3 protein-coding genes are annotated in these 25,350 nt (G+C 45.7%); all 3 read left to right on the top strand.

Annotated elements, in window-relative coordinates; all coding sequences use genetic code 11:
• Positions 1–2 precede the first annotated feature (2 nt).
• The 3 genes from AMR95_RS00995 to AMR95_RS01005 are packed head-to-tail and all read left to right on the top strand — an operon-like array spanning position 3 to position 25,311.
• Complete coding sequence (locus AMR95_RS00995; protein ID WP_058837434.1) at positions 3–10,715, top strand: non-ribosomal peptide synthetase; 10,713 nt, start codon at positions 3–5, stop codon at positions 10,713–10,715.
• A gap of 21 nt (positions 10,716–10,736) precedes the next feature.
• A complete protein-coding gene (locus AMR95_RS01000; protein WP_058837304.1) occupies positions 10,737–21,431 on the top strand; it encodes a non-ribosomal peptide synthetase in 10,695 nt (3,564 codons plus the stop codon).
• 46 nt (positions 21,432–21,477) lie between these two features.
• Positions 21,478–25,311 (top strand): non-ribosomal peptide synthetase, encoded by a 3,834-nt coding sequence (locus AMR95_RS01005; protein WP_058837305.1) that lies wholly within the window; start codon positions 21,478–21,480, stop codon positions 25,309–25,311.
• Positions 25,312–25,350 lie beyond the last annotated feature (39 nt).

The raw sequence follows: 25,350 nt of genomic DNA on the forward strand, positions 1-25,350 counted from the left end.
GAATGAATACAGTTTATTACCCCTTAACACATGCGCAAAAGCGAGTATTCTACACGGAAAGATTTTATCCAGGTACAAGTATTTCTAATTTGGGTGGATTCGCCAGGTTGAGATCAGCATCAGGTCTCAATCCTTCTTTGGTCGTCGATGTGCTTCAAGCGTATATTCGACAAACTGACTCTCTTCGGCTGAGACTCGTGTATCGAGATGAAGAGGAGGAGCCTGTTCAATATATCAAACCTTATGAAAAACAGCCGATTCGCATGGAGAAGGGCTGGAGTGAAGAGGAAGTAAGGGCTTGGGCGAACGAGCAAATTCGTGAGCCGATGCCATTGATTGACAGCCCCTTGATTGAATTTACGGTATTTCAAATCAATGATCAAGAGTGCTGGCTGTTCTGTAAAGCACATCATATTGTCGCGGATGGGATTTCTATCATTTTAATGGGAAATCGCATTATTGAGTTATATCATGACATGCTGCAAGGAGTAGAAATCTCGCCAGTTGAGGAGATTTCCTTCGTTGATCACATTATGAGTGAGCAGACCTATGAATCTTCTAAACGTTTTCAAAAAGATCAAGCTTTTTGGAATGAGCAATTTGCTCATATTCCAGACTTCGCATCTTTAAAACCGCATAAGGGATATGAGATGAGTTTACATGCGGAGCGATTTTCAGGGGATGTTCCAGATTCTTTAAAGGAGAAGCTTCGTGTCTTTTGTGAAGAACAGAAAGTCAGTATGCTTTCGATGTTTATGTCCACTGTCTATATTTACTTACATCGTTTTAGCGGTATGGAGGATGTTGTTCTTGGAACCTTTATGGGTAACCGGACGAATGCCAAAGAAAAAAAGATGATTGGGATGTTTGTATCGACGATTCCAATGCGTGCATCTGTTCAAGGGTCGCAATCGTTTGTTGATTTCGTAAAGCAGGTCATGGCGGATCAAATGAAGATCTTGCGACACCAAAAATACCCTTACAATCTTCTCATGAATGATTTGCGGGAAAGAGAAGGGTTTACAGGACGCCTTTTTGATATTTCTTTAGAATATCAGGTCATGCAGTGGCAGAAAAAAGAGAACCTGTCGTTCATTACTGAACCGATTTTTAGCGGGAGCGGAATGAATGATATTTCAATACATGTGAAAGACCGCTGGGATACTGATACATTGACCATTGATTTGGATTACCGTACAGATGTATTCACAGAAGAAGAAATGAGTAAGATGTTTGATCGATTCTTGATTTTACTAGAAGCGGCGGTCACTCAGCCTGATCAACTGATCGGGACACTGCCTTTACTTTCAGCAGGTGAACAAAAGGAACTGCTGCAATTATCTGAGGGAGAATCGTTTGAAAGACCAGCAGCAAAACCGGTTCATCACATGTTTGATGAGACAGCCAACAAATATGCAGATCGAACAGCTGTTGTAGCAGAAAATGGAACAATTACTTATGGAGAGCTGCAACAACAGGCAGAAAAGCTTGCACGTTTTCTACAAATGAAAGGTATCTCACGTGATGTGCCTGTTGCTGTTTTGATGGAGCGGAAGGTAGATGCCATGGTAGCAGTCTTCGGCATACTAAAGGCTGGCGGGGCATATGTACCAATTGATCCAGCATTACCTGAGGAGCGCATTCAATTTATTGTGGAGGATTCAGGTGCTTCTATCGTGTTAACGGAGGAATCGTTCATTCAAGAGTACTCAGCCCTCTCGGAAAAATTGATCGTGCAGCAGCAACTATTATTAGATGATGGACGGCTGCCTGAGCTTGTCGATCAGACGGCGCCCGAAGATTTAGCCTACATGATTTATACATCGGGTACGACTGGAAAGCCGAAGGGCGTCATGATTGAGCATCTTCAGCTTCATCATTTGGTCCATGCTTTGCATCATGAGATGTATCAAGGGGCGAATGAGGTTCAAATGGCGCTTCTAGCCCCATTCCATTTCGATGCATCGGTGAAACAAATATTTGCTGCCCTTTTATTTGGACATACGCTTCATATCATCCCTCGAGAAACGACGAGAAATGGCATGCAGCTAGCGGCTTATTACAGAAAACATCAAATTGAAGCGGCAGATGGAACTCCGGCGCATGTGCAGCTTTTACTTGCAGCGGATTTGGACGGTCTGTCATTGACGCACATGCTGATTGGGGGAGAAGCGCTGCCTGCGAAAGCAGCACGTTCACTTATCGAAGCGGTTCGTATGAGTCAGCCTGATTTTACTCTATGGAATGTGTATGGTCCAACTGAGACGTGTGTGGATGCGGCAGTTCATCGCCTGAATCTCAGTGAGCTGAGCGAATCAACTGAACAGCGTTATGTGTCGATTGGAAAACCGCTTGGTCATCATCGTATTTATATTTTAAATGAACATGATCAATTACAGGTGCCAGGGGCTGCAGGAGAACTTTGCATTGCCGGTATAGGTGTTGGGCGAGGCTATGTGAATCAGCCTGAATTGACGAAGAAGGTATTCACGGCAGATCCGTTTTCTCCGCATGAGCGGATGTATCGAACAGGGGATCTAGTCAGATGGCTTCCAGATGGCACGATTGATTATCTTGGCAGAATGGACGATCAAGTGAAAATAAGGGGTTACCGCATAGAAACAGGTGAGATTGAAGCGGTGATGGAGCAGGTAGATGGAATTGATAAGGCTGTCGTGCTAGTAGTTGATGAAGCGGATGGGGAAAAGGCGTTAAGTGCTTACTATCAAGCTCGTCATGATGGCGTGTCTGTTGACATGCTGCAAGCGGCTATCAAACATCAGCTCCCAGCTTACATGATGCCTCTTTATTTCAAAGAGCTCGATGCTTTTCCACTCACAGTCAGCGGCAAAGTCGACCGTCGTGCACTTGCTGCCTTAAAAGGTGATAGAGCGGTTCATGCTGTTTATACGGCACCTAGAAATGATATAGAAACGAAGCTTGTTCATTTGTGGGAAGACATTCTTGATCAAGAACAAATCGGTGTATATGATTCTTTCTTCGATCGAGGCGGGCATTCGCTCAAAGCGATGACCGTACTTACAAAGGTTCAGCGAGACTTTCAAGTGGAGGTGCCGCTCTCTGTTTTATTTGAACAGCAGACGATTGCTGCTCTTGCTACTTATATTGAGCAAGCAGAAAAGTCTACAGCAACGGAGATACCAAAAGCGCCGGCTGTAGATCATTATCCATTATCGCCTCCACAGCAGCGCGTCTATATGGTGAGTCAATTGGAGCAAAGCACTGCCTATCATATGCCTGCTGTTGTGAGGTTAAAAGGAGCTCTGCAGCTTGAGAAGCTGACTGAAGCCTTTGACAGACTGATCTCACGTCATGATATGCTGCGTACTTCTTTTCATACGATAAAAGGTGTCCCTCGTCAGCGGATCGCTTCATCCGTTTTCTTTGAAATAGAACAGCTGACAGGTGGTACGATGGAAGAAAACATGCAGCACTTTGTCAGACCTTTTGATCTTGAGTGTGCGCCACTTCTTCGAATAGGATTGCAGTCATTGCATGATCAGGAGCATTTGCTCTTTTTCGATATGCATCATCTGATTTCAGATGGTCTTTCGATCGATTTAATGCTGCGCGAGCTGTCAGATGCTTACGAGGGATCGGTGAAAGCACCATTAAAGCTTCAATATCAAGATTATGCTGTTTGGCAAGAGCATCAAGGCTTTCAAAAAGAAGAGGCATTCTGGCTGCAAGAATTTTCGGGGGATATCCCTGCTTTACAGCTGCTGACCGATTATCAGCGTCCAGCTGTCCAGTCTTTCGCAGGTGATCGTGTCATCAAAGAAATCGATGAGGCGTTAAAGAATCAATTACAGGAGATTGCAGCAAACCATCACACGACACTGTATACGGTGCTGCTTTCGGCTTACTATACATTGCTTGCGAAATATACGGGTCAAAAGGAATTTGTGGTCGGAACACCGGCAGCAGGGCGTGTGCATACAGATTTGAATGACATGATCGGTATGTTTGTCCAGACACTTGCTTTGCGGTCAGAGGTAGATCCGAATGGAACCATGTCTCAGTTGATTGAGCAAGTAAAGGAAAAGACGATGCATGCATTTGAGCATCAGCAATATCCGTTTGAGCGGCTGCTTGAAAAACTGAATGTGCCAAGAGATTTTAGCCGTCATCCATTGTTTGATACCGTCTTTACACTTGCGCCGGGTCATTCAACAGCCCAGCGTATTGGGGATATGCAGGTCGAGGTTGAAGAAACCAATTTCCATATTGCGAAATTTGATTTAACACTGCAAGCGATGGAGTCAGATCAAGGTTTATCCTTTGTACTCGATTACAGTACGGCGCTATTTAAACGAAGTACAGCAGAGCAGATGCTCAAACATTATGTTTATCTGCTGGAGCAAATGGTTCAAACGCCGCAGGAAGCTATTCAATCCTATCGCTTACTGTCTGAACAAGAAGCAGAAGCTCAGCTAAATAGGTGGAATCCGTTACCTGCGCCTTATCCAGCAGAAGAAACCATTGTGACGCAGTTTGAAGAACAGGTGCAGCAGCATGGTCATCAGCCTGCATTGCAATGTGAAGATGTGGTTCTTTCTTATCAAGGGCTGAATGACCGAGTGAATCAGCTGGCTCATTATTTGCGTGAAAATGGTTTTGAAAAAGGAATGAAAGCAGCCTTATTCTTTGAACGATCCAATGAAATGGTGCTCTCTGTTCTGGCTGTGCTTAAGGCGGGCGGAGTCTATGTACCAATTGATCCCGATTTCCCTGATGAGCGCGTGAAGCACTTTTTAACAGACAGCGGTGCACAATTCTTACTGACACATCAAGTGCTGCGCCATCGCTCGGTGCTCACTGCATTTGAGGGAACCATCATAGAAACAGAAAATCAAGCGATTGCTCAGCAGTCAGACAGCCCAATAGATGCTCATATTTTACCTGAGGACTTGGCGAATTTGACCTATACATCTGGTACAACCGGTAAACCTAAAGGAAATATGGTGACACACCGGAACATTTTGAGAACGGTGAAGCAATCGAATTATCTCACCATTCATCATGAAGATACGGTGATGAGCATCTCAAACTATGTATTTGATGCCTTTATGTTTGATGTGTTTGGTGCTTTATTAAACGGAGCAAAACTCATTGTTCTGCCAAAGGACCATATTTTAAACATGAATGAGCTTTCTGGAGCGATTGAGAAGGAAAAAGTCAGTATTTTAATGATCACTACAGCTCTTTTTCACTTACTCATCGATATGAAAAAAGGCAGCTTGAAGAACGTAAGAAAAGTGCTGTTTGGCGGGGAACGTGCTTCCGTGCCTCATGTGGTGACTGCACTTGAGACAGTGGGGAAAGACAAGCTTGTTCATATGTACGGCCCTTCTGAGAGCACAATTTTCACCACATATTATCCTGTGAACCACATTGAGAAGAAGGCGTTATCCATCCCAATCGGAAAGCCAGTGAGTCAAACGGCTGTTTATATTGTAGATGAATTTGGACATGTACAGCCGCCGGGCGTGGCAGGAGAGCTATGTGTCGCTGGTGATGGACTTGTGAAAGGATATTATAAGCAGCCAGAACTAACGAGCGAAAAGTTTGTCAAAAATCCTTTCCACCCTGGAGAGACCATGTATAAAACGGGCGATCTTGCACGCTGGCTGTCAAATGGAGATATTGAATTCATTGGACGGATCGATCATCAAGTGAAGATTCGCGGACAGCGTATCGAGCTTGGGGAAATTGAACATCAACTGCTGCAGCATCCTCAGGTGAAGGAAGCTGTCGTGATCGCTGCTCCGAATGACACGTTATGTGCGTATTTCACAGCAGAAGGGTCTGTCTCATTAACTGATTTGCGCGAGCAAGCAGGACGTGAACTGCCCGTGTATATGATGCCGGCATTTTTCATGCAATTAGAGGAGCTTCCTTTAACGAATAACGGCAAGGTCGATAGGCGGGCGCTGCCGGCACCTGATCTTAGTGAGCAGGGGGCAAATGAATACACCTCTCCTCAATCAGAAACAGAGCGTCTGCTGGCGAACATTTGGGAGGAAGTTCTTGAAGTACCGCGAATCGGCAAACACGATCATTTCTTTGAATGCGGGGGCCATTCGCTGCGCGGCATGAAAATGCTGAACAGGTTGTATGAAGAAATGCAGGTGGAGCTCACTTTGAAGTCTTTATTTGAATCCCCGACATTAGAAGCGTTCGCGCTTGCGGTAGATCAAGCGGACCAAACGGAGATCAAGCGAGTGGAAGTTGCCAAAGAGGCGGCCTATTATCCAGTGACATCTGCTCAGAAAAGACTGTTTGTTTTGGAGAAAATGACTGATGCGGAGCAAAGCTACCATATGCCGGCGGCCTTAAAGCTAGAAGGCGTCTTTGATGAAAAACGATTTGAAGAGGCAATTGATCAGATAGTCCAACGTCATGAAGCTTTCCGAACGAGCTTTGATTTTGTTCAGAATGAACCTGTTCAACGGATTGAAACAAATGTCTCAATAAACATTGAAAAAATTGAACAGAACGGCCGAGACATACAGCAATTGATGAATGACTTTATCAGGCCATTTGATGTAGAAAAAGCGCCTTTACTCAGAATAGGTCTAGTTTCCGTCTCCGTAAATGTCCATTATTTACTGATTGATATGCACCATATCATTTCAGATGGGGCGTCTGTTGGCATTTTAATTGAGGAGCTTTCAGCCCTGTATCGAGGAGACAAACTAGAGGAATTGCCTGTTCAATATAAGGATTATGCAGTTTGGTCAAAAAGTGAGGCATCTGCTGCGCAAAAAGCAGATGAAGAGGCATTCTGGCTGGATCAATTACAAGGAGAGCTGCCTGTACTGGCACTGCCGGAAGACCTGCCAAGGCCAAAAGTGCAAACATTCGCTGGAGATCGTGTCTCATTTACAATTGAAGGTTCGCTTAAATCAAAATTGGACGAACTCGTTAGAACGCTCAACAGTACGACCTATACAGTCCTGCTTGCTGGCTACAGTATTCTTTTAAGCAAGCTTTCAAGACAAGAGGATATCATCATTGGTTCTCCGGTTGTGGGTAGAACCCATCCTGATATTCAATCTGTGATTGGCATGTTTGTGAACACGCTGGCACTTAGAACAAGACCAGCAGGACATCAGACTGCTGCTGAATTTGCGTCAAATGTTCATCAGCTTGTGTTAGAGGCAAACGAGCATCAGCTGTACCCATTTGAAGAATTGGTAGATCAGGTGCAAACGGTTCGAGACACAAGCCGTCATCCAATTTTTGATGTGGTCTTCTCAATGGAAAATGCGGATATTCGTGATTTATCAATGGATGGGCTTTACGTTGTTCCACAGCCATTCGAGGAGAATATCGCCAAATTTGATTTGACCTTAACTGGAAACGAATCCGCAGATCAAATTGAGCTCGTGTTTGATTTTAATTGTTCTATCTTTCATAAGACGTCAATTGAAAAGTGGAAAGAATATTTCCTTCATTTGCTGGAACAAATGGTGTCAGCGCCAGATCAATCGTTAGATCAAATGAAATTATTGTCACCGCAGCAGCAGCAAAAACAGCTGAACGAATGGTCAGGACCTGTCCTAGACGTCCCGTCAGATCAAACCGTTCATGCCCTGATTGAGGCGAAGGCACAAGAAGCACCGCATCAAAAAGCAGCGACCTTCTGCGGAACGAGCTGGACGTATAAAGAGCTGAATAGCCGGGCGAATGTAGTCGCTTCAAGGCTCATCGCAAACGGCACAAAACCAGGAGACCGCGTCGGCATTTTCACCCGTCCATCTCTTGATATGACAGCTGCTGTCCTTGGTGTCCTCAAGGCAGGTGCGGCATTCGTTCCAATTGATGCGGATTATCCAGCGCAGCGTATTGCGTACATGCTGGAGGACTGCGGCGCAGAGATACTTCTGATGCAGAAAGGACTTACTGCACCATCTTCATTCACAGGTCATGTCCTGTTCATAGAAGATGCGGTAGAGGGAGAAGCTCACGAGATTCAGGTTCATGTGAAGCTGACAGATCTCGCTTATATGATTTACACGTCTGGGACGACGGGACAGCCGAAGGGTGTCATGGTCGAGCACCAGTCTCTTGTGAATCTTGCATTCTGGCATAATGATGCGTTCCAAGTGACGAACAAGGATCGAACTGCGAAATATGCCGGCTTTGGCTTTGACGCCTCCATTTGGGAGATGTTCCCGACGTGGATCGCCGGCGCAGAGCTGCACATTATTGACGAAGCAATTCGCCTCGATATGATCAAGCTCAATGCGTATTTTAATGAAGAAGGCATCTCCATTGCCTTCCTGCCAACGCAGTTATGTGAGCAGTTTATGTCAATGGACAACCATTCTCTACGCTATTTACTAACAGGTGGAGACAAGCTGAAACAGGTGAAGCCAGTACCATATCAACTCGTCAATAACTACGGTCCAACTGAAAATACGGTTGTAGCGACAAGTGGGGTCATCGACCCAGATCAAAGCACGATTCCGATTGGAACAGCGATTGCCAATACTCGTTTTTACATTATGGGTTCGTTATATGACCTATCGCCGGCAGGCGTACCGGGCGAGCTCGTAATTGCAGGAAAAGGACTAGCAAGAGGCTACTGGAATCTTCCAGAGGAAACAGATAAACGATTTGTCCCAGATCCATTTTATCCAGGCGAGCGCATGTACCGCACAGGCGATTTAGTGAAATGGACAGAGGATGGCGAGCTGATCTATCTCGGCAGAATAGACCATCAGGTCAACATCCGCGGCTTCCGTATTGAGCTGTCAGAAATTGAAGCCCAGCTTCTGACGTTGGATTCGGTCAAAGAAGCCGTCGTGACAACAGTCAAAGATGCGAGTGATCAGGATGCCCTTGCCGCTTACGTGATCACGGAGAGCGATACTGATACAGAGGACTTAAAAGAAAGCCTAAAACGAACGTTGCCTGAATACATGGTGCCATCATGGATCATCAAGCTAGACCAATTTCCAATGACGGCAAATGGAAAAGTTGATCTGAAAGCATTGCCAGCTCCTGATATCGAAGCGAACCAAACGATATACGAAGCACCAAGAGACGAAGTTGAAACACTGCTTTGCGGCATTTGGGAAGATGTCCTTGGCGTCAGCCAAGTCGGTATTCACGATCACTTCTTCTTCCTTGGCGGAGATTCGATTAAAGGTATCCAAATGGCAAGCAGACTCACGCAAGCAGGCTGGAAGCTCGATATGAAACTTCTATTCCAGTACCCGACGATTGCGGAACTGCGCCCATATATCGAGGAAGCCGATCTTCTCACAGCCGACCAATCACCTGTCGAAGGAGAAGTCATTTTAACACCGATTCAACGCTGGTTCTTTGAACGAAACTTTACGAATCAGCATCATTGGAACCAATCGGTTATGCTCCAAGCACCAAATGGTTTGGATGAGGAAATCGTTCAGCAAGTACTGGAACAGCTCATGATTCATCATGATGCCTTGCGACTGGTGTATCCGCTCGAAGAAGGGCGCGTCATCCAGCGTCATCGAGGAATCGAGGAAAAGAATGTGGCAATTGACGTGGCGGAAGTAAAAGGAGAGCTGTCGCAGCAAATCAAGCAGGTAGAAAAGCTGGCAAATGAAGTGCAGGTGAGTATATCGCTAGCACAGGGGCCTTTAGTGAGACCTGCTATTTTCCGAACGGATCAAGGGGATCATTTATTGCTTGCTGTACACCATCTTGTCATTGATGGGGTGTCATGGCGCATTTTCCTTGAAGATTTCATGGCTCTTTATGAACAGTCGAAGCGCGGGGAAACTCTTACCCTCCCTGAAAAAACACACTCCTTCCAAGAATATGCCCAGAAGCTGACTGAATACGCTGTGTCAGATGAGCTGCTATCGGAAAGAGCGTATTGGAAAAAGGTACTTGCGCATTCCGTTCCTCCGCTTCAAAAGGATCATGTCACGGAGGATCAACGAATGCTTCATACAGAGACCATTCGTTTTACATTGTCTGAAGAGGAAACGCACAGGCTGCTGACGGATGTACATGAAGCCTACCAAACAGAAATCAATGATATTTTGCTGACGGCATTAGGATTGTCCATGAAAGAGTGGACAGGTGAAGACAGGCACTTTATTCATCTTGAAGGGCACGGGAGAGAGGACATCCTCCCTGCGGTTAACGTGTCACGGACCATCGGCTGGTTTACTAGCATGTATCCTGTGTTACTGGATATGTCGCATGCAGACGATCTTTCTTATCAAATCAAGCATTTAAAAGAGGAACTCAGACACATTCCGAACAAGGGGATCGGCTATGGCGTTTTAAAATACTTAACGCCTGACAAGATGAAGGACGATATTGATTTTCAAGTCACACCAGATATCAGCTTTAACTATCTTGGCCAGTTTGATGAACAGATCGGTGGCGGTGAAATGAGACGCTCTGCATGGCATGCAGGACAATCGCTGAGCCCTGAATCCGAGAAACCTCATGCGCTAGATATTGTTGGTTTCGTAGAACAAGCAATGCTCCATGTGACGATTTCCTATCATCACCTTGAATTCGAAGAACGTACGATGGAACAGTTCAAGGAGCTCTTAGAAAAGAATGTGAAGACATTGATCTCACATTGTCTATCACAGGATGAGAGTCAAATCACACCTAGTGATGTGGGAGATGAGGATCTCACCATGGATGAACTTGAAAAGCTAATGGATCTATTTTAAGCAAAAAGAAGAGGTGGACTTATGAGCAAGCAGAAAATTCAAAAGGTATATCCTTTAACACCAATGCAAGAGGGCATGCTGTATCATGCCATGCTAGACCCTGATTCCTCCTCTTATTTCACACAGCTTGAGCTTGGAATAAGCGGAGATTTTGATCTCGATCTTTTTGAAAAGAGCCTCAATGAGCTCGTACGGACATATGACATTCTGCGTACAGCCTTTGTCTATCAGCAATTACAAAAGCCTCGTCAGGTTGTACTGGCTGAACGTCATTTAGATGTGTATAGAGAGGATCTATCGCATCTGAATGATCAAGAGCAGAAAAAGGTATTGGATCAATATAAAAAGCAAGTGAGAAAGCAAGGATTTCACTTAACGAATGATCTGTTGTTGAAAGTCGCTGTTTTTCAATTAAATGAAACAAACTGGCACCTGATTTGGAGCAACCATCACATCATCATGGATGGTTGGTCCATGGGTGTTTTGATGAAAAAACTGTTTCATTACTATGAATCTTATCGGAACGGCCGAACCCCAGATCGCTCACAAGGTAAGCCTTATGCGGACTATATCCAGTGGCTTGGAAAGCAAAACAAACAAGAAGCGGAAGACTATTGGAAGGAGCGGCTGGATGGTGCTGTTCAGCACCAAGGGCTGCTGCAGCAAAAAGAGGCGAACGGACAATATGACCATCAGGAATGGACGTTTACATGGGATGCACAAACGGTACAAGCCATTCAAGATGCGGCAAGACAATGCCAAGTGACAGCACCGAACCTTTTTCAGGCTGTCTGGTCCGTTCTTTTAAGCACCTATCATGCAGCAGATGATGTCACATTCGGAACAGTCGTATCGGGCAGACCTCCAAGTGTGTCTGGAATTGAGCAAATGGCAGGGCTGTTTATCAATACGATACCTGTTCGGGTGACATTGGATCAGGAACAGACCTTCAAACAGCTGTTTCAAAAGGTTCAGCAGCATGCTCTGGAAGCGGAAAACTATGATTTTATGCCGCTTTATGACATTCAGCAGAAAACAGCTGCTGGAGGAAAGCTCTTTGATCATTTGGTTGGGTTTGAAAACTATCCTTTAGATCAGGAGCTGTCTGGTGACACCATGTCTGCACGTCTCGGTTTTGCCATTGATGTAAAGGACGGATTTGAACAAACGAATTTCGATCTGAATCTTCTTGTCTATCCGGGTGAAACGTGGACATTGAAAATCAAATACAATGCGGTGGCGTTTGAAGAAAAAGTTATTGAAAATATATCGAAACATCTGACCAATCTCATAAAGCAAATCATTCAAAATCCTGACATGTATCTTCATGAAGTGACATGTATCACAGAAGAAGAAAAGCAGCAGATTGCAGCGTGGAATCAGACGGAGAGAGATTATCCGAAGCACCTGTCCATTCCCGAGCTGCTCAATGAGCGTATCAAAGCGCAGCCAAACCACCTGGCATTAGTCGAAGGCGAGCGAACATTCACATACGAAGAGCTTGGACAAGAAATTCGTCGTTTAGCCAGCAGCCTTGTAGAAAACGGCGTTCAGCCGGAGGATGCTGTCGCGGTGTATATGAACCGATCGGCAGATGCGGTGATCGCCATTTTAGCCATTTTACACGCAGGGGCTGCCTATGTGCCGATTGATCCAGCTCAGCCTGAGGAGAGAATCCGTTGGATGCTTGAAGACAGCGGCGCAGCCATTTTGCTCTATGCTGACAGCCAGCCGCCGGTTGATGAAAGCATCAAAGCAATTCATGTGACCGGCATGACTCATCACTCACAAGCGGAGTTATCAGTCGAGACGTCTCCATCTCAATTGGCATATATCATGTTCACATCGGGATCAACTGGACGGCCCAAAGGAGTGCAAATTGAGCATCAGCATATTGTGAGGTTAGCATGCTCTCAGGAGAAATTGGGCTTGAACACGTCGGATCGTATGGCGCATACAGGAGCTGTCAGCTTCGATGCGATTACCCTTGAAATCTTCACTACGCTTCTGAATGGGGCGACGCTTTATCCTGTTGACCGTGATACTTTATTGGATATACACCGATTCGAACAATTTATCCAAACACATCAAATCACGGCGCTCTTTTTAACGACTGGTTTATTTAATCAGCTCGCTCAGCAGCGGCCGCAAATGTTCAAAGGGTTAAAAACATTATTCACCGGCGGTGATGTGATCAATGAGAAAAGTGCGGAGCTTGTGAAAAAGCATCATCCATCACTTACCTTGCTGAATGTCTATGGTCCAACAGAAAATACAACCATCTCGACCATTTACGAAGTAAGAGGAGATGAAACGGGTCCGATCCCAATTGGTCAGCCGATCAATCATACGTCAGCTTATATTTTAGATGACTATCAAAGACTTCAGCCAATTGGAGCGCCAGGAGAGCTGTATGTAGGCGGGGATGGTGTTTCAAGAGGGTACATCAAACGTCCAGATTTGACTGATCAAGTATTCATGGCAGATCCTTTTAAGCCGTCAGGACGGATGTATCGAACAGGTGACTTGGCTAGATATGGTGCGGATGGTCAGATTGAATTCCTTGGCCGTGCAGATGATCAGGTGAAAATTCGAGGCTTCCGTATTGAGCTTGGTGAAATTGAAACGGTGCTTCGCCAAGAAACGGGTATCGATGATGCGGTTGTACTTGTTCAGCAGCTTTCTTCAGAAGAAAAAGAAATCATCGCCTACTTCACAGGAACGCTCACAGAAGAAGAGGTGCGAGATGTATTCAATCAAAAGCTGCCAGTTTATATGGTGCCGCACTATGTGATGAAGCTGGATACCTTTTCGCTGACAACGAACGGGAAATTAGATCGAAAAGCTTTACCAAAGCCGGACGAAGTGCATCGCGAAGAGATCAAAATCATGCCGCCTGAGACCGAGACAGAAAAGGTACTCGCTGACATTTGGGAGGAGCTTCTTGGAAAAACGATTGGGATAGACGAGCATTTCTTCATGGCTGGCGGGCACTCGCTCAAGGCGATGATGATGTCTGCGAAGGTTCAAGAAGCGCTTCAAAAGGAAGTGCCGATTCAAATGATTTTTGAGAAGCCGACGATTCGCTCATTAGCGGCTTACATCGATCAGGATGGTCAAGAAGATGCCGGACTTCCTATTTTACCAGCAGAGCAGGCGGGCGAATATCCGGTATCACCAGCTCAGCGCCGTTTATACATTTTGCAGACACTTGAGCCTGACAGCACGAATTATCATATTCCGATCGTCTTAACGCTTGAAGGAACACTCGAATATGAGCGGCTCAAATCAGCATTTAATCAGTTAATCCAAACGCATGAAATCTTAAGAACGAGTTTTCATATGAATGGAGAAGACATTGTCCAAAGGGTGCATGAATGGTCTGCATTTGACCTTCCTGTTCATGACATCAAGGAAGAAGAGGCTGAGGCATTTCTTGCTGAACGTCAATCGCCATTTGATTTAACAGCGGCACCCCTTTTACGAGCTCAGCTGCTAAAGGTCAGTGAGAATCGTCATCTTCTCGTTTTGGAAGCACATCATCTCATTACAGATGGCAGCTCCATGAAGACGTTCATTCAAGATTTGGCGAAGGCTTATGATGGAGAAGCTCTTGCTGAAAGAGCCATTCATTATAAAGATTACGCTGTCTGGCAGCTAAGTGAAGAAGAAACGGAGAAACTGAAGGAGCATGAAGCATATTGGCTGAAGCAATTTGAAGGAGATTTACCGGTTTTAGAGCTGCCAACTGATTATCCGCGTCCAGCAGAACGTGATTTTTCTGGAGAACGATTCATGTTTGGCTGTGATCAAGCAACGACTCAGCGCATTCATGAACTGCTTCAGAAAACCGATACGACCATGTATATGTTCTTGTTATCCGCCTTTCAAGTGCTGCTTGCCTCCTATAGCGGTCAGGAAGATATCATTGTGGGTTCGCCTGTTGCTGGACGGACACACCCTGATATCCAGGACATGCCGGGGATGTTTATCAACACCATTGCAATGCGCGGAAAACCAGAACAAACCAAAACATTTTTACAGCTGCTTGAAGAAATAAAAGAAACAAGTGTTGACGCTTTTGCACATCAAAGCTATCCACTGGAAGAGTTAATTGCACATCTTCCATTAGACCGTGATACAACTCGGAGCCCGCTTTTTAGCGTGTCATTTAACATGCAGAACATGGAGGTTCCAGCGCTAAAGCTCGGCGATCTGCACATTTCGCCTTATGCCATTCAGCATCACTCGGTCAAATTTGATTTATCTTTAGAAGCATTTGAACGCGAGGGAGCATTAAAACTGAGCTTTGACTATGCAGCGGCGTTATTTAAAGAAGAGACCGTCCGCCGGTTCGGAACTCACCTCCTAGCGATTATTCGTGAGGCGGTTCGCCATCCAGAGGAACAGATCGGCTTGCTCCGAATACTGGATCAGCATGAACAAATAGAGCGTCTGGAGAAAAAAGCCGAAGGGCCAACGAATCGTCATGAGCCATTCCATGTCCAATTTTCACGTCAGGCTAAGGAAACACCGGATGCTATCGCCGTCATGGATGATCAAAGAAAACTCACCTACCGTGAGCTGGAAGATATGTCACATGCACTTAGCTGTGAACTTAAGAAACGAGGCGTAGAGAAAGAAAAAACTGTGGCACTGATTCTTGACCGCTCTGTCTATGTGATCGTCTCCATGCTTGGTGTGATGAAAGCAGGAGGAGCGTTTGTCCCGATTGATCCGGCTTTTCCGGCTGAACGAATCCGCTACACATTAGAGGATTCAGGTGCACAAGTCATCGTAACAAATAGGTCTCTTGCTGATTCCTATCAAAATCGCAAGTCGATTCAAGTGGTTCAGGTTGAACAAGCAGTGCATCAAAGCCATCCGTTAGAATTGCCGGAAGTATCAGTTGATCAGCTTGCTTATGTGATTTACACATCTGGGACAACAGGGAAGCCGAAGGGAGTACAGCTCACGCATCGTAATCTATCACACTATGTCAACTGGCTGACAAATGAGGTGACATTGCAAGAATGTGATCGGACAGCACTGCTTTCTTCTTATGCATATGATCTTGGTTACACAAGCATTTTCCCTGTTTTAAAAGCAGGGGGGACACTCTATGTTCCTCGTGAAGAGGTGTATACAGACCCTGTACGTCTGATGCGTTTGATTGATGAACAAGAGCTGACTTATATCAAAATGACACCATCCTTATTTCATATGATGGCAGATTCTAAGGAACATTCATTTAACGCTTTACGCCTAGTGGTACTTGGAGGAGAACCGATCATTCCTGAGGATGTTGACACATTTATGAAGCAGCATCCATGCGTGGCAGTAATGAACCATTACGGTCCGACTGAGACAACCATTGGTACAGTGACCAAGCTGATCACACCGCAAGAGCTGGACGCTCTGAAGGAACGATCTTTGATCGGGCAGCCAATTGCACACACTAGAGCACTCGTATGCAATCAGCAGCAGCGTCTTGTCCCTTACGGCGCGCCGGGAGAGCTTTATATATCTGGGGAAGGCGTGTCGAGAGGATATTTGAATCAGCCTGAGTTAACAGCGGAACGTTTTCTTGAAAATCCATATGACCCTCAAGAGCGAATGTATCGAACAGGGGATTTGGTCAGACAGCATGCAAATGGAGATATTGAGTTTCTTGGAAGAGTCGATGATCAAGTGAAAATCCGCGGCTATCGCATTGAGAAACAGGAAATTGAGCATGCCGCACGTGCTCTGGCATCTATTCAAGAAGTCCATGTGAAAGTTCTGCACCCGTCCGGTTTGCCGGAGCTTGCACTCTATTACACAGCGCCTGAACACATTGGAACACTGGCGTTTAGAGAAAATCTTGCGGAGACACTGCCGGATTATATGATTCCAACGTACTTTGTGAAAGTCGATCACATTCCACTTACCCAAAATGGAAAGGTGGATGCGAAGTCTTTGCCGCTTCCGCATGAAGTGCATATGAACCGTACGGCGCATGTGGCACCAGAAACGGAACTTGAGCGGACGCTGTGTGACATTTGGTCAGAAGTTCTTGGGGTGGAACAAATGGGTGTTCTTGACCACTTCTTTGAATTAGGAGGTCATTCCCTCAAGGGCATGGTGCTCATTTCGAAGGTGCAAGCAAAGCTGAACAAGCATGTGCCGCTCAAAGTTCTGTTTGAAAAACCAACCATACGAGCGATGGCTGCCTACTTGGACGAAACGGATTCTTCGGTGGTTACATCCATTGAGCCGGCGGAAAAGCAAGATTTCTATCCCGTCTCTTCTGCTCAAAAGCGGATGTATGTACTGCAGCAGCTGCATCCAGATGCAGTCACTTATCATATGCCAGCTGTTTTAATGATGGAAGGCAGCCTTGATGTGAAGCAGCTAGAAGCAGCGCTTCAAGCCTTGATCGACAGACATGAATCGTTGCGGACCGCCTTTGTAGAAATTGACGGCGTACCCGTTCAAAAAGTCTATCGCCAAGTGCCGTTTACATTAGAGGTTGATGAAATCGAGGGCGATCAGGAGCAGTCTGTCATCGAGTCATTCATTACACCATTCTCACTACATCAAGCACCATTAATGAGGGCAAAAGTGGCGAAGCTTTCTGATGAGAAATATGTATTCATGATGGATATGCACCATATCATTGCAGATGGTGTCACACGCAGCCTGCTCATTCAAGAACTGGCAGAGCTGTATGAGAAAAAGACGTTACCGCCAGTTCAGCTGCATTACAAGGATTTTGCGGTATGGCAGCAGGAAGAAAATCAGCAGGCGCTGCTTGAGAAGCAGCGGCAGTATTGGCTGGAGCAATATGCACAGCCGCCAGAAGACTTAGCGCTGCCCCTTGATTTTCCGCGTCCTCAAGTTCAGTCATTTGAAGGAGGGCGAGTCGACAGATGGTTGTCTGCTGAAAAGGTGCAATCTATCAAAACGCTCATGGCGGAAAAAGGTGTGAGCTTGAACATGGTGATGCAAACGGCATTTGCCATTTTCCTTTCCAAATTAACTGGGCAGACAGATATCGTCATAGGCGCTGTAACCGCAGGACGTACGCATGCTTCAATCGAACGGGTTCCAGGCATGTTTGTCAATACGCTGGCTCTTCGAAACGAAGTGCAGCCAGAAGAAACGACAGCACAGCTGCTTGAAAAAATGAAAGATCGCAGCCTATCAGCCTATGAACATCAAGAATTCCCGTTTGAGGAATTGGTGGCTCAGTTAGATCTTCCGAAAGACACAAGCCGCAATCCATTGTTTAGTGTCATGCTGACTACAGATGACCGTGACCTGACGTTACCGGATTTGAATGGACTCAAGCTGTCACAAAAGCAGCAAGATACCGTTCATGCAAAATTTGATATAACGCTTGGTGTATTTGAAGAAAATGATCAAGTGGGCTTGCGCTTTGAGTATGCAGCGGCTCTGTTTAAAAAGAGCACCATTCAGTGCTGGAGCCGATATATTGAAAAAATCATAGACGATATGGTGACTAAGCTGAATCAGCCGATTTCAGCGCTATCTCTCATAACTGAAGAGGAAAAACGAGAGCTGATCAATGAATGGTCAGGACCAGACCTTGATGTTCCATCAGATCAAACCGTTCATGCCCTGATTGAGGCGAAGGCACAAGGAGCACCGCATCAAAAAGCGGCGACATTCTGTGGAAAGAGCTGGACGTATAAAGAGCTGAACAGCCGGGCGAATGTAGTCGCTTCAAGGCTCATCGCAAGCGGCACAAAACCAGGAGACCGCGTCGGCATTCTCACCCGCCCATCTCTTGACATGACAGCTGCTGTCCTTGGCGTTCTCAAGTCAGGTGCGGCATTTGTTCCGATTGATGCAGATTATCCAGCGCAGCGTATTGCATACATGCTGGAAGACTGCGGGGCAGAGGTACTTCTGATGCAGAAAGGACTTACTGCACCACCTTCATTCACAGGTCATATCCTGTTCATAGAAGATGCGGTAGAGGGAGAAGCTCACGAGATTCAGGTTCAGATCAAACCAACGGATCTTGCCTACATGATTTACACGTCTGGGACGACGGGACAGCCGAAGGGTGTCATGGTCGAGCACCAGTCTCTTGTGAATCTTGCATTCTGGCACAATGATGCGTTCCAAGTGACGAACAAGGATCGAACTGCGAAATATGCAGGCTTTGGCTTTGACGCCTCCATTTGGGAGATGTTCCCGACGTGGATCGCTGGCGCAGAGCTGCATATCATCGACGAAGCAATTCGCCTCGATATGATCAAGCTCAATGCGTATTTCAATGAAGAAGGCATCACCATTGCCTTCCTGCCAACACAGCTTTGTGAGCAGTTTATGTCAATGGACAACCATTCTCTACGTTACTTACTAACAGGCGGAGACAAGCTGAAACAGGTGAAGCCAGTTCCATATCAACTCGTCAATAACTACGGTCCAACTGAAAATACGGTCGTAGCGACAAGCGGAATGATCGATCCAGAACAAGGCACGCTTCCGATTGGAACAGCCATTGCCAATACTCGTTTTTACATCATGAGTTCGTTATATGACCTATCGCCGCCAGGCGTACCGGGCGAGCTCGTGATTGCAGGAAAAGGACTGGCAAGAGGCTACTGGAATCTTCCAGAGGAAACAGATAAACGATTTGTCCCAGATCCATTCTATCCAGGCGAGCGCATGTACCGCACAGGCGATTTAGTGAAATGGACAGAGGATGGCGAGCTGATCTATCTCGGCAGAATAGACCATCAGGTCAACATCCGCGGCTTCCGTATTGAGCTGTCAGAAATTGAAGCCCAGCTTCTGACGCTGGATTCGGTGAAAGAAGCCGTCGTGACAACAGTCAAAGATGCGAGTGATCAAGATGCACTTATCGCTTATGTCATCACGGCTGAAGAAACAACAGCCCTGAAAGAAAGCCTAAAACGAACGTTGCCAGAATACATGGTGCCATCATGGATCATCAAGCTAGACCAATTTCCAATGACGGCAAATGGAAAAGTTGATCTGAAAGCATTGCCAGCTCCTGATATCGAAGCGAACCAAACGATATACGAAGCACCAAGAGACGAAGTTGAAACACTGCTTTGCGGCATTTGGGAAGATGTCCTTGGCGTCAGTCAAGTCGGTATTCACGATCACTTCTTCTTCCTTGGCGGAGATTCGATTAAAGGTATCCAAATGGCAAGCAGACTCACGCAAGCAGGCTGGAAGCTCGATATGAAACTTCTATTCCAGTACCCGACGATTGCAGAGCTGCGCCCATATATCGAGGAAGCCGATCTTCTCACAGCCGACCAATCACCTGTCGAAGGAGAAGTCATTTTAACACCGATTCAGCGCTGGTTCTTTGAACGAGCATTCAGCGATCAGCACCATTGGAATCTCTCGATGATGCTTCATGCGCCAAATGGATTTGATCTTTCCATTACAGAACAAGTCATGCAAAAACTACTTTCACATCATGATGCACTGCGTATGGTATACAGGCAGGAACATAGCGGCATCCTGCAATACAACCAGCGGGAGCTACCGGAACCGATAGAGATTATTTCTCATGATGTCTCAAAAGAGCACGATGTGAAAAAGGCAATTTCCACATTTGCCAATGAGTATCAGCGTCAGCTGAACCTCGAAACAGGTCCATTGATGAAAGTGATTTGTTTCCATGCAGAAGATGGCGATCATTTACTCATTGTGACACACCATTTAGTTATTGACGGTGTCTCATGCCGAATTTTACTAGAGGACTTTATGTCTCTATATCAGCAGGCATCTCAGGGACAAGCCCTTGTCCTGCCGCTGAAAACTCATTCCTTTAAAGAATGGGCAGAGGTCATTGAACGTTATGCACAGTCACAGCCATTAAAAAGTCAGCGGGAGTATTGGGCAGAAATTGAAAGCAAACCATTAACCGCACTACCTGTTGATCATGAAGTGACGAAAAGAAGAGTTGCCGAAACCAAATCGGTTCAAATGCAGCTGACAGAAACAGAAACTGAGCATCTTTTGACCGATATTCATCTGCCGTACACAACGGAAATGAACGATATTCTTTTATGTGCTCTTGGTCTTGCTGTTCAAGAGTGGACAGGTGAGTCCCATGTACATGTGCAGCTTGAAGGTCATGGAAGAGAGGATATTTTATCAGGGCTGGATGTCTCTCGCACAATTGGCTGGTTTACGAGTATGTATCCAGTTGTTCTTGAAGCGAAGCCGGATCAGACCATAGCTGATGCTATTAAAGGAACGAAAGAAATGCTGCGCCGTGTGCCAAATAAAGGGATTGGCTATGGGATTTTAAAATACATGACAGCCACTGAACCGTCAGGGCACCATGTACATCCTGAAGTCAGCTTGAACTATCTTGGACAGATTGATCAGGAAGTGACGACAGAACTCTTTGGGCCGTCGAATTATGATATGGGACGACAAGCAAGCCCAGATTCGGAAGCTGTTTATAAGCTGAACCTTAGTGGTCTTGTTCAACACAATCGATTCATTTTGTCTTGCTCCTATTGTGCAAGTGAATATGAAGAACAGACGATACAGCAGTTCATGGCATTGTTGAAGGAAAAAATCCAATCCATCATCACCCATTGCTTAGCGCAGCACGAACGGGAATTTACGCCAAGTGACTTCTCTGCGGCTGACCTTGAAATGGATGAAATGGACGACATTTTTGACATGCTTGAGGAGAAATTGACTTAACAACACACGAGATCAGTCATAAAAATAGGAAGGGAGGATGAAATAGATGAGTCAATTTAAAAGGGATCAAGTTCAAGACATGTATTATCTGTCACCGATGCAAGAAGGAATGCTGTTTCATACCCTCCATCATCAAGAAAAGGGCTTCTATGTAGAGCAAATGGATATGAACGTTAAGGGCACACTGCATCATGACTTACTTGAGAAAAGCATGAATATCATCGTGGAGCGGTACGATATTTTTCGTACCGTGTTTCTCCACGAAAAAGTAAAGCGCCCTGTCCAAGTTGTGCTAAAGGAGCGTCCTTTTACACTTGATGTTGTGGACTTGCAAGATCTTTCTGAAGACGAACAGCTTGAACGTATCGAGAAATTCAAACAACAGGATCAGCTGAGAGGATTTGACCTCTCGAAGGATTCTCTCATGCGGGCATCTGTTTTCCAAACGGGTTCTGCCAGTTATCGCTGGATATGGAGCTATCATCATATCCTTCTGGATGGCTGGTGCTTTGGACTTGTGGTGCAGGAGTTGTTTGCGATTTACCATGCACTTTTACATGACGTTCCTTATAAGCTAGAACCGGTCAAACCATATAAAGAATATATAAAGTGGCTGGAAAAACAAGATAAACAAGCATCACTTCAATATTGGCAGCAATCATTAGCAGGGTTTGATGGACAATCAACCTTTAAAGAACAGCGAAAACAAACGAATGAACATGAATTAGGCGAAATTGAATGGTCCATGAGCAAAGAAGAAACGGCTGCTTTGTCAGAGTTAGCGCTGCAGCAAAATGCGACGTTAAGCAGTGCGCTTCAATCCGTTTGGTCAATTCTGCTGAGCAGGTATCAGCGGTCAAATGATGTGCTGTTTGGAACAGTTGTGTCAGGACGTCCGGCAGACTTGGCTGGCGTTGATAGGATGGTTGGATTGTTCATCAATGTCATCCCAAGAAGAATTCAGCTGACAGAGCACATGACATTTCGTGCACTCCTGTCAGAAACACAGCAGCAGTCTCTTGCAGCCGAGCCGCACCAATATATTCCGATTTATGATATTCAGGCAAAGACAGGTCAGCAGCAGCTCATTGATCATATTGTCGTTTTTGAAAATGTCCCAGCCGCAAAGAAGGACGAGCAAGAGGCACGGTTAGGGTTCACGGTGGAGAACATGAATGTCTATGAAAAATCAAACTATGATCTCAATCTGCTCGCATCGCCTGGAGAAGAATTGCTATTGAAGCTGGCCTTTAACAAAAGAGCGTTTGATCCTCAATTTGTTCACAAGTTAAAGGAACAGCTCAGTCTATTGATAAATGAGGCGGTCAAGCATCCCGATCAATCGGTTCATACACTCCCGCTCGTCACGAAGCAGGAAAAACAGCAGATTCTTGAGGAATGGAATGCACCTGAGCTTGAGCATGACCAGTTGTATTTGTCGAAATGGTTTGAGCATAATGTCCGCAAACAGCCGAACGCAGTGGCACTATCAGCAGAAGAGCAAACGATGACATATGCTGAGCTGAATGAACAAGCCAATCGATTGGCAAGGCATTTGCAAAAAAATGGGGCCGAACATCAAACGGTCATCGCCATTTTAGCTGATCGAACACCTGAACTCATTGTCAGTCTGCTTGCAGTCTTAAAAGCAGGCGCAGCCTATGTGCCAATTGATCCTGATTATCCAGAAAGCCGCATTCAATACATGCTTAAAGACAGCGGAGCGACGCATCTCCTGACTCACTCATCCTTTATTGGTCAGGCGAAGGGACTCGGGTTTACTGGTACGTATCTGTTTGCAGATGATCAGGAAATTTCACTTATGAGCTCAGAGAATCTGCCGCTAGAAGCAGGTTTACACGATACGGCATATATCATGTATACATCAGGTACAACGGGTCAGCCAAAAGGCATCATGACAACCCATTCCAATATTGCCCGGGTGGTCAAAAATACGAACTACTTAACCATTTCAGAAACAGATACACTGCTGTCGCTATCCAACAGCGTATTTGATGGCTTTACCTTTGATGTATATGGTGCGCTTTTAAACGGGGCGAAGCTTGTCTTGCCGAAAAAAGACACCATTTTAGATATGCATGAGCTGACGGAGCTCATTAAAAGAGAAAGCATTTCTGTCATGTTTGTTCCAACTGCTTTATTTCATCTTCTCGTTGATGAAGAAACCGATTGGATGCACAGTGTGCGCAAGGTGTTGTTCGGAGGGGAGCGTGCATCTGTACAGCATGTGAGAAAAGCCTTTGCTGTCATGGGAAAAGGCAGACTAATCAATGTCTACGGCCCAACCGAATCAACCGTTTTTGCCACCTATTATCCTGTAGATGAAGCTCCGCCGATAGAAGCGCATTCTATTCCAATCGGAAAGCCGATTAACCAAACGGGTGCTTATATATTGAGCCAGCAAGGACAGCTTCAGCCGATTGGAATGGTCGGAGAACTTTGTCTCAGCGGCAAAGGGCTTGCGAAGGGGTATTTGAATCGTCCTGATCTGACAAAAGAAGCCTTTATCACACATCCATTTGCTACGGGAGAAAGGCTGTATCGTACGGGAGATTTGGCTTATTTTCGAGCAGACGGTCTGATTGAGTATGCAGGCAGAGTGGACGATCAGGTGAAAATTCGCGGCCACCGAATTGAGCTGACAGAAATTGAAGCCCACCTTCTCATGCATCCAGGCGTAAAGCAAGCTGCCCTTATAACGGATCAGCATGGCTCGCAGCATACAAGACTGCTCGCCTATATGACATGTGAGGAGAAGTGGAAGGACAAAGTTGATGTGATCAAGTCAGGGCTGAAGGAGAAACTTCCGGCTTACATGCAGCCTCATGAGCTGATCAGACTTGAGAAAATGCCGCTGACACCAAATGGAAAAGTTGATAAACGTCAGCTGCCAAAGCCAGAAGCGCCTCAAGGAAACCGCCATGTGAAGCTTCCGGCAAATGAGGTAGAACAAAAGCTGCTTGTCATGTGGCGTGAAGTGCTTGAACGAGATGATATCAGTACAGATGACCATTTCTTTGAGCTTGGAGGACATTCTTTAAAAGCGATGTCGCTTTTATCAAAGGTGTCGAAGGAATTCGATGTTCAGGTGCCTATTCACTTGTTGTTTGAGACGCCTACAATTGAAGCCATCAGCCGTTATATTCAACAGCAGGATCATGAAGCTGCCGGCTATCTTGTATTCAATGAATCTCAAACGCCAACAGTCTTTGCTCTTCCGCCATTACCCGGCTATGGCTTTATCTATCAAGAAGCTGCCAAAACGCTCGATAGTCTTCGTTTGATCGCCTTTGATTTTATTGAAGCTGATCACCGCATGACGCAATACGTTCAGCATATTCAGCACCTTCAGCCTGAAGGGCCGCTGACTTTGATGGGTTACTCTGGCGGGTGCTATCTGGCCTTTGATCTCGTTCAAACGCTTGAACAAGCAGGGCGGACGGTGGAAAAGGTCATCATGATCGATTCCTATAAGAAAATTGGAGAAAGTGATTTAGAAGGACGACCCATCGAGGACGATATCGCAGCGATTGTTCATCAATCAAAGCAAAGTGAACTTGCCCAAGAAGAGCTCGTTCAAGAAGCGCTTGCTCAAAAAACGCGGGCTTATTATGAAACATTTGTTAAGGGGGTGAATCAAGGAAAGATACAAGCAGATATTGATTTCATCCAATCAAAAGAGCAAATTGAGATTCCAGACTGGATGGATCATTGGGAAAAGGCGACGACCGGTGCTTATCGCTATTATCAAGGCTACGGTCAACACGCTGACATGTTCAAAAACAAAGAGTGTGCAGCCCAAAATGCCCAGCTGATCCAAAAGATCGTGAATCAAAAAAATAGAGAAGCCGTTTTGTAAACTTTAGTTCAGGCAGGGGTGCATGTTGGCAGCCCTGCC

It is taken from the genome of Bacillus sp. G1(2015b), from assembly GCF_001482475.1.
GTDB classification, from domain to species: Bacteria; Bacillota; Bacilli; order Bacillales; family Bacillaceae; genus Bacillus; species Bacillus safensis.

Excerpts from the sequence above, each read along its gene's own strand:
- AMR95_RS01000 (WP_058837304.1), top strand. The coding sequence starts at position 10,737 with ATGAGCAAGCAGAAAATTCAAAAGGTATATCCTTTAACACCAATGCAA.
- AMR95_RS00995 (WP_058837434.1), top strand. The coding sequence starts at position 3 with ATGAATACAGTTTATTACCCCTTAACACATGCGCAAAAGCGAGTATTC.
- AMR95_RS01005 (WP_058837305.1), top strand. The coding sequence starts at position 21,478 with ATGAGTCAATTTAAAAGGGATCAAGTTCAAGACATGTATTATCTGTCA.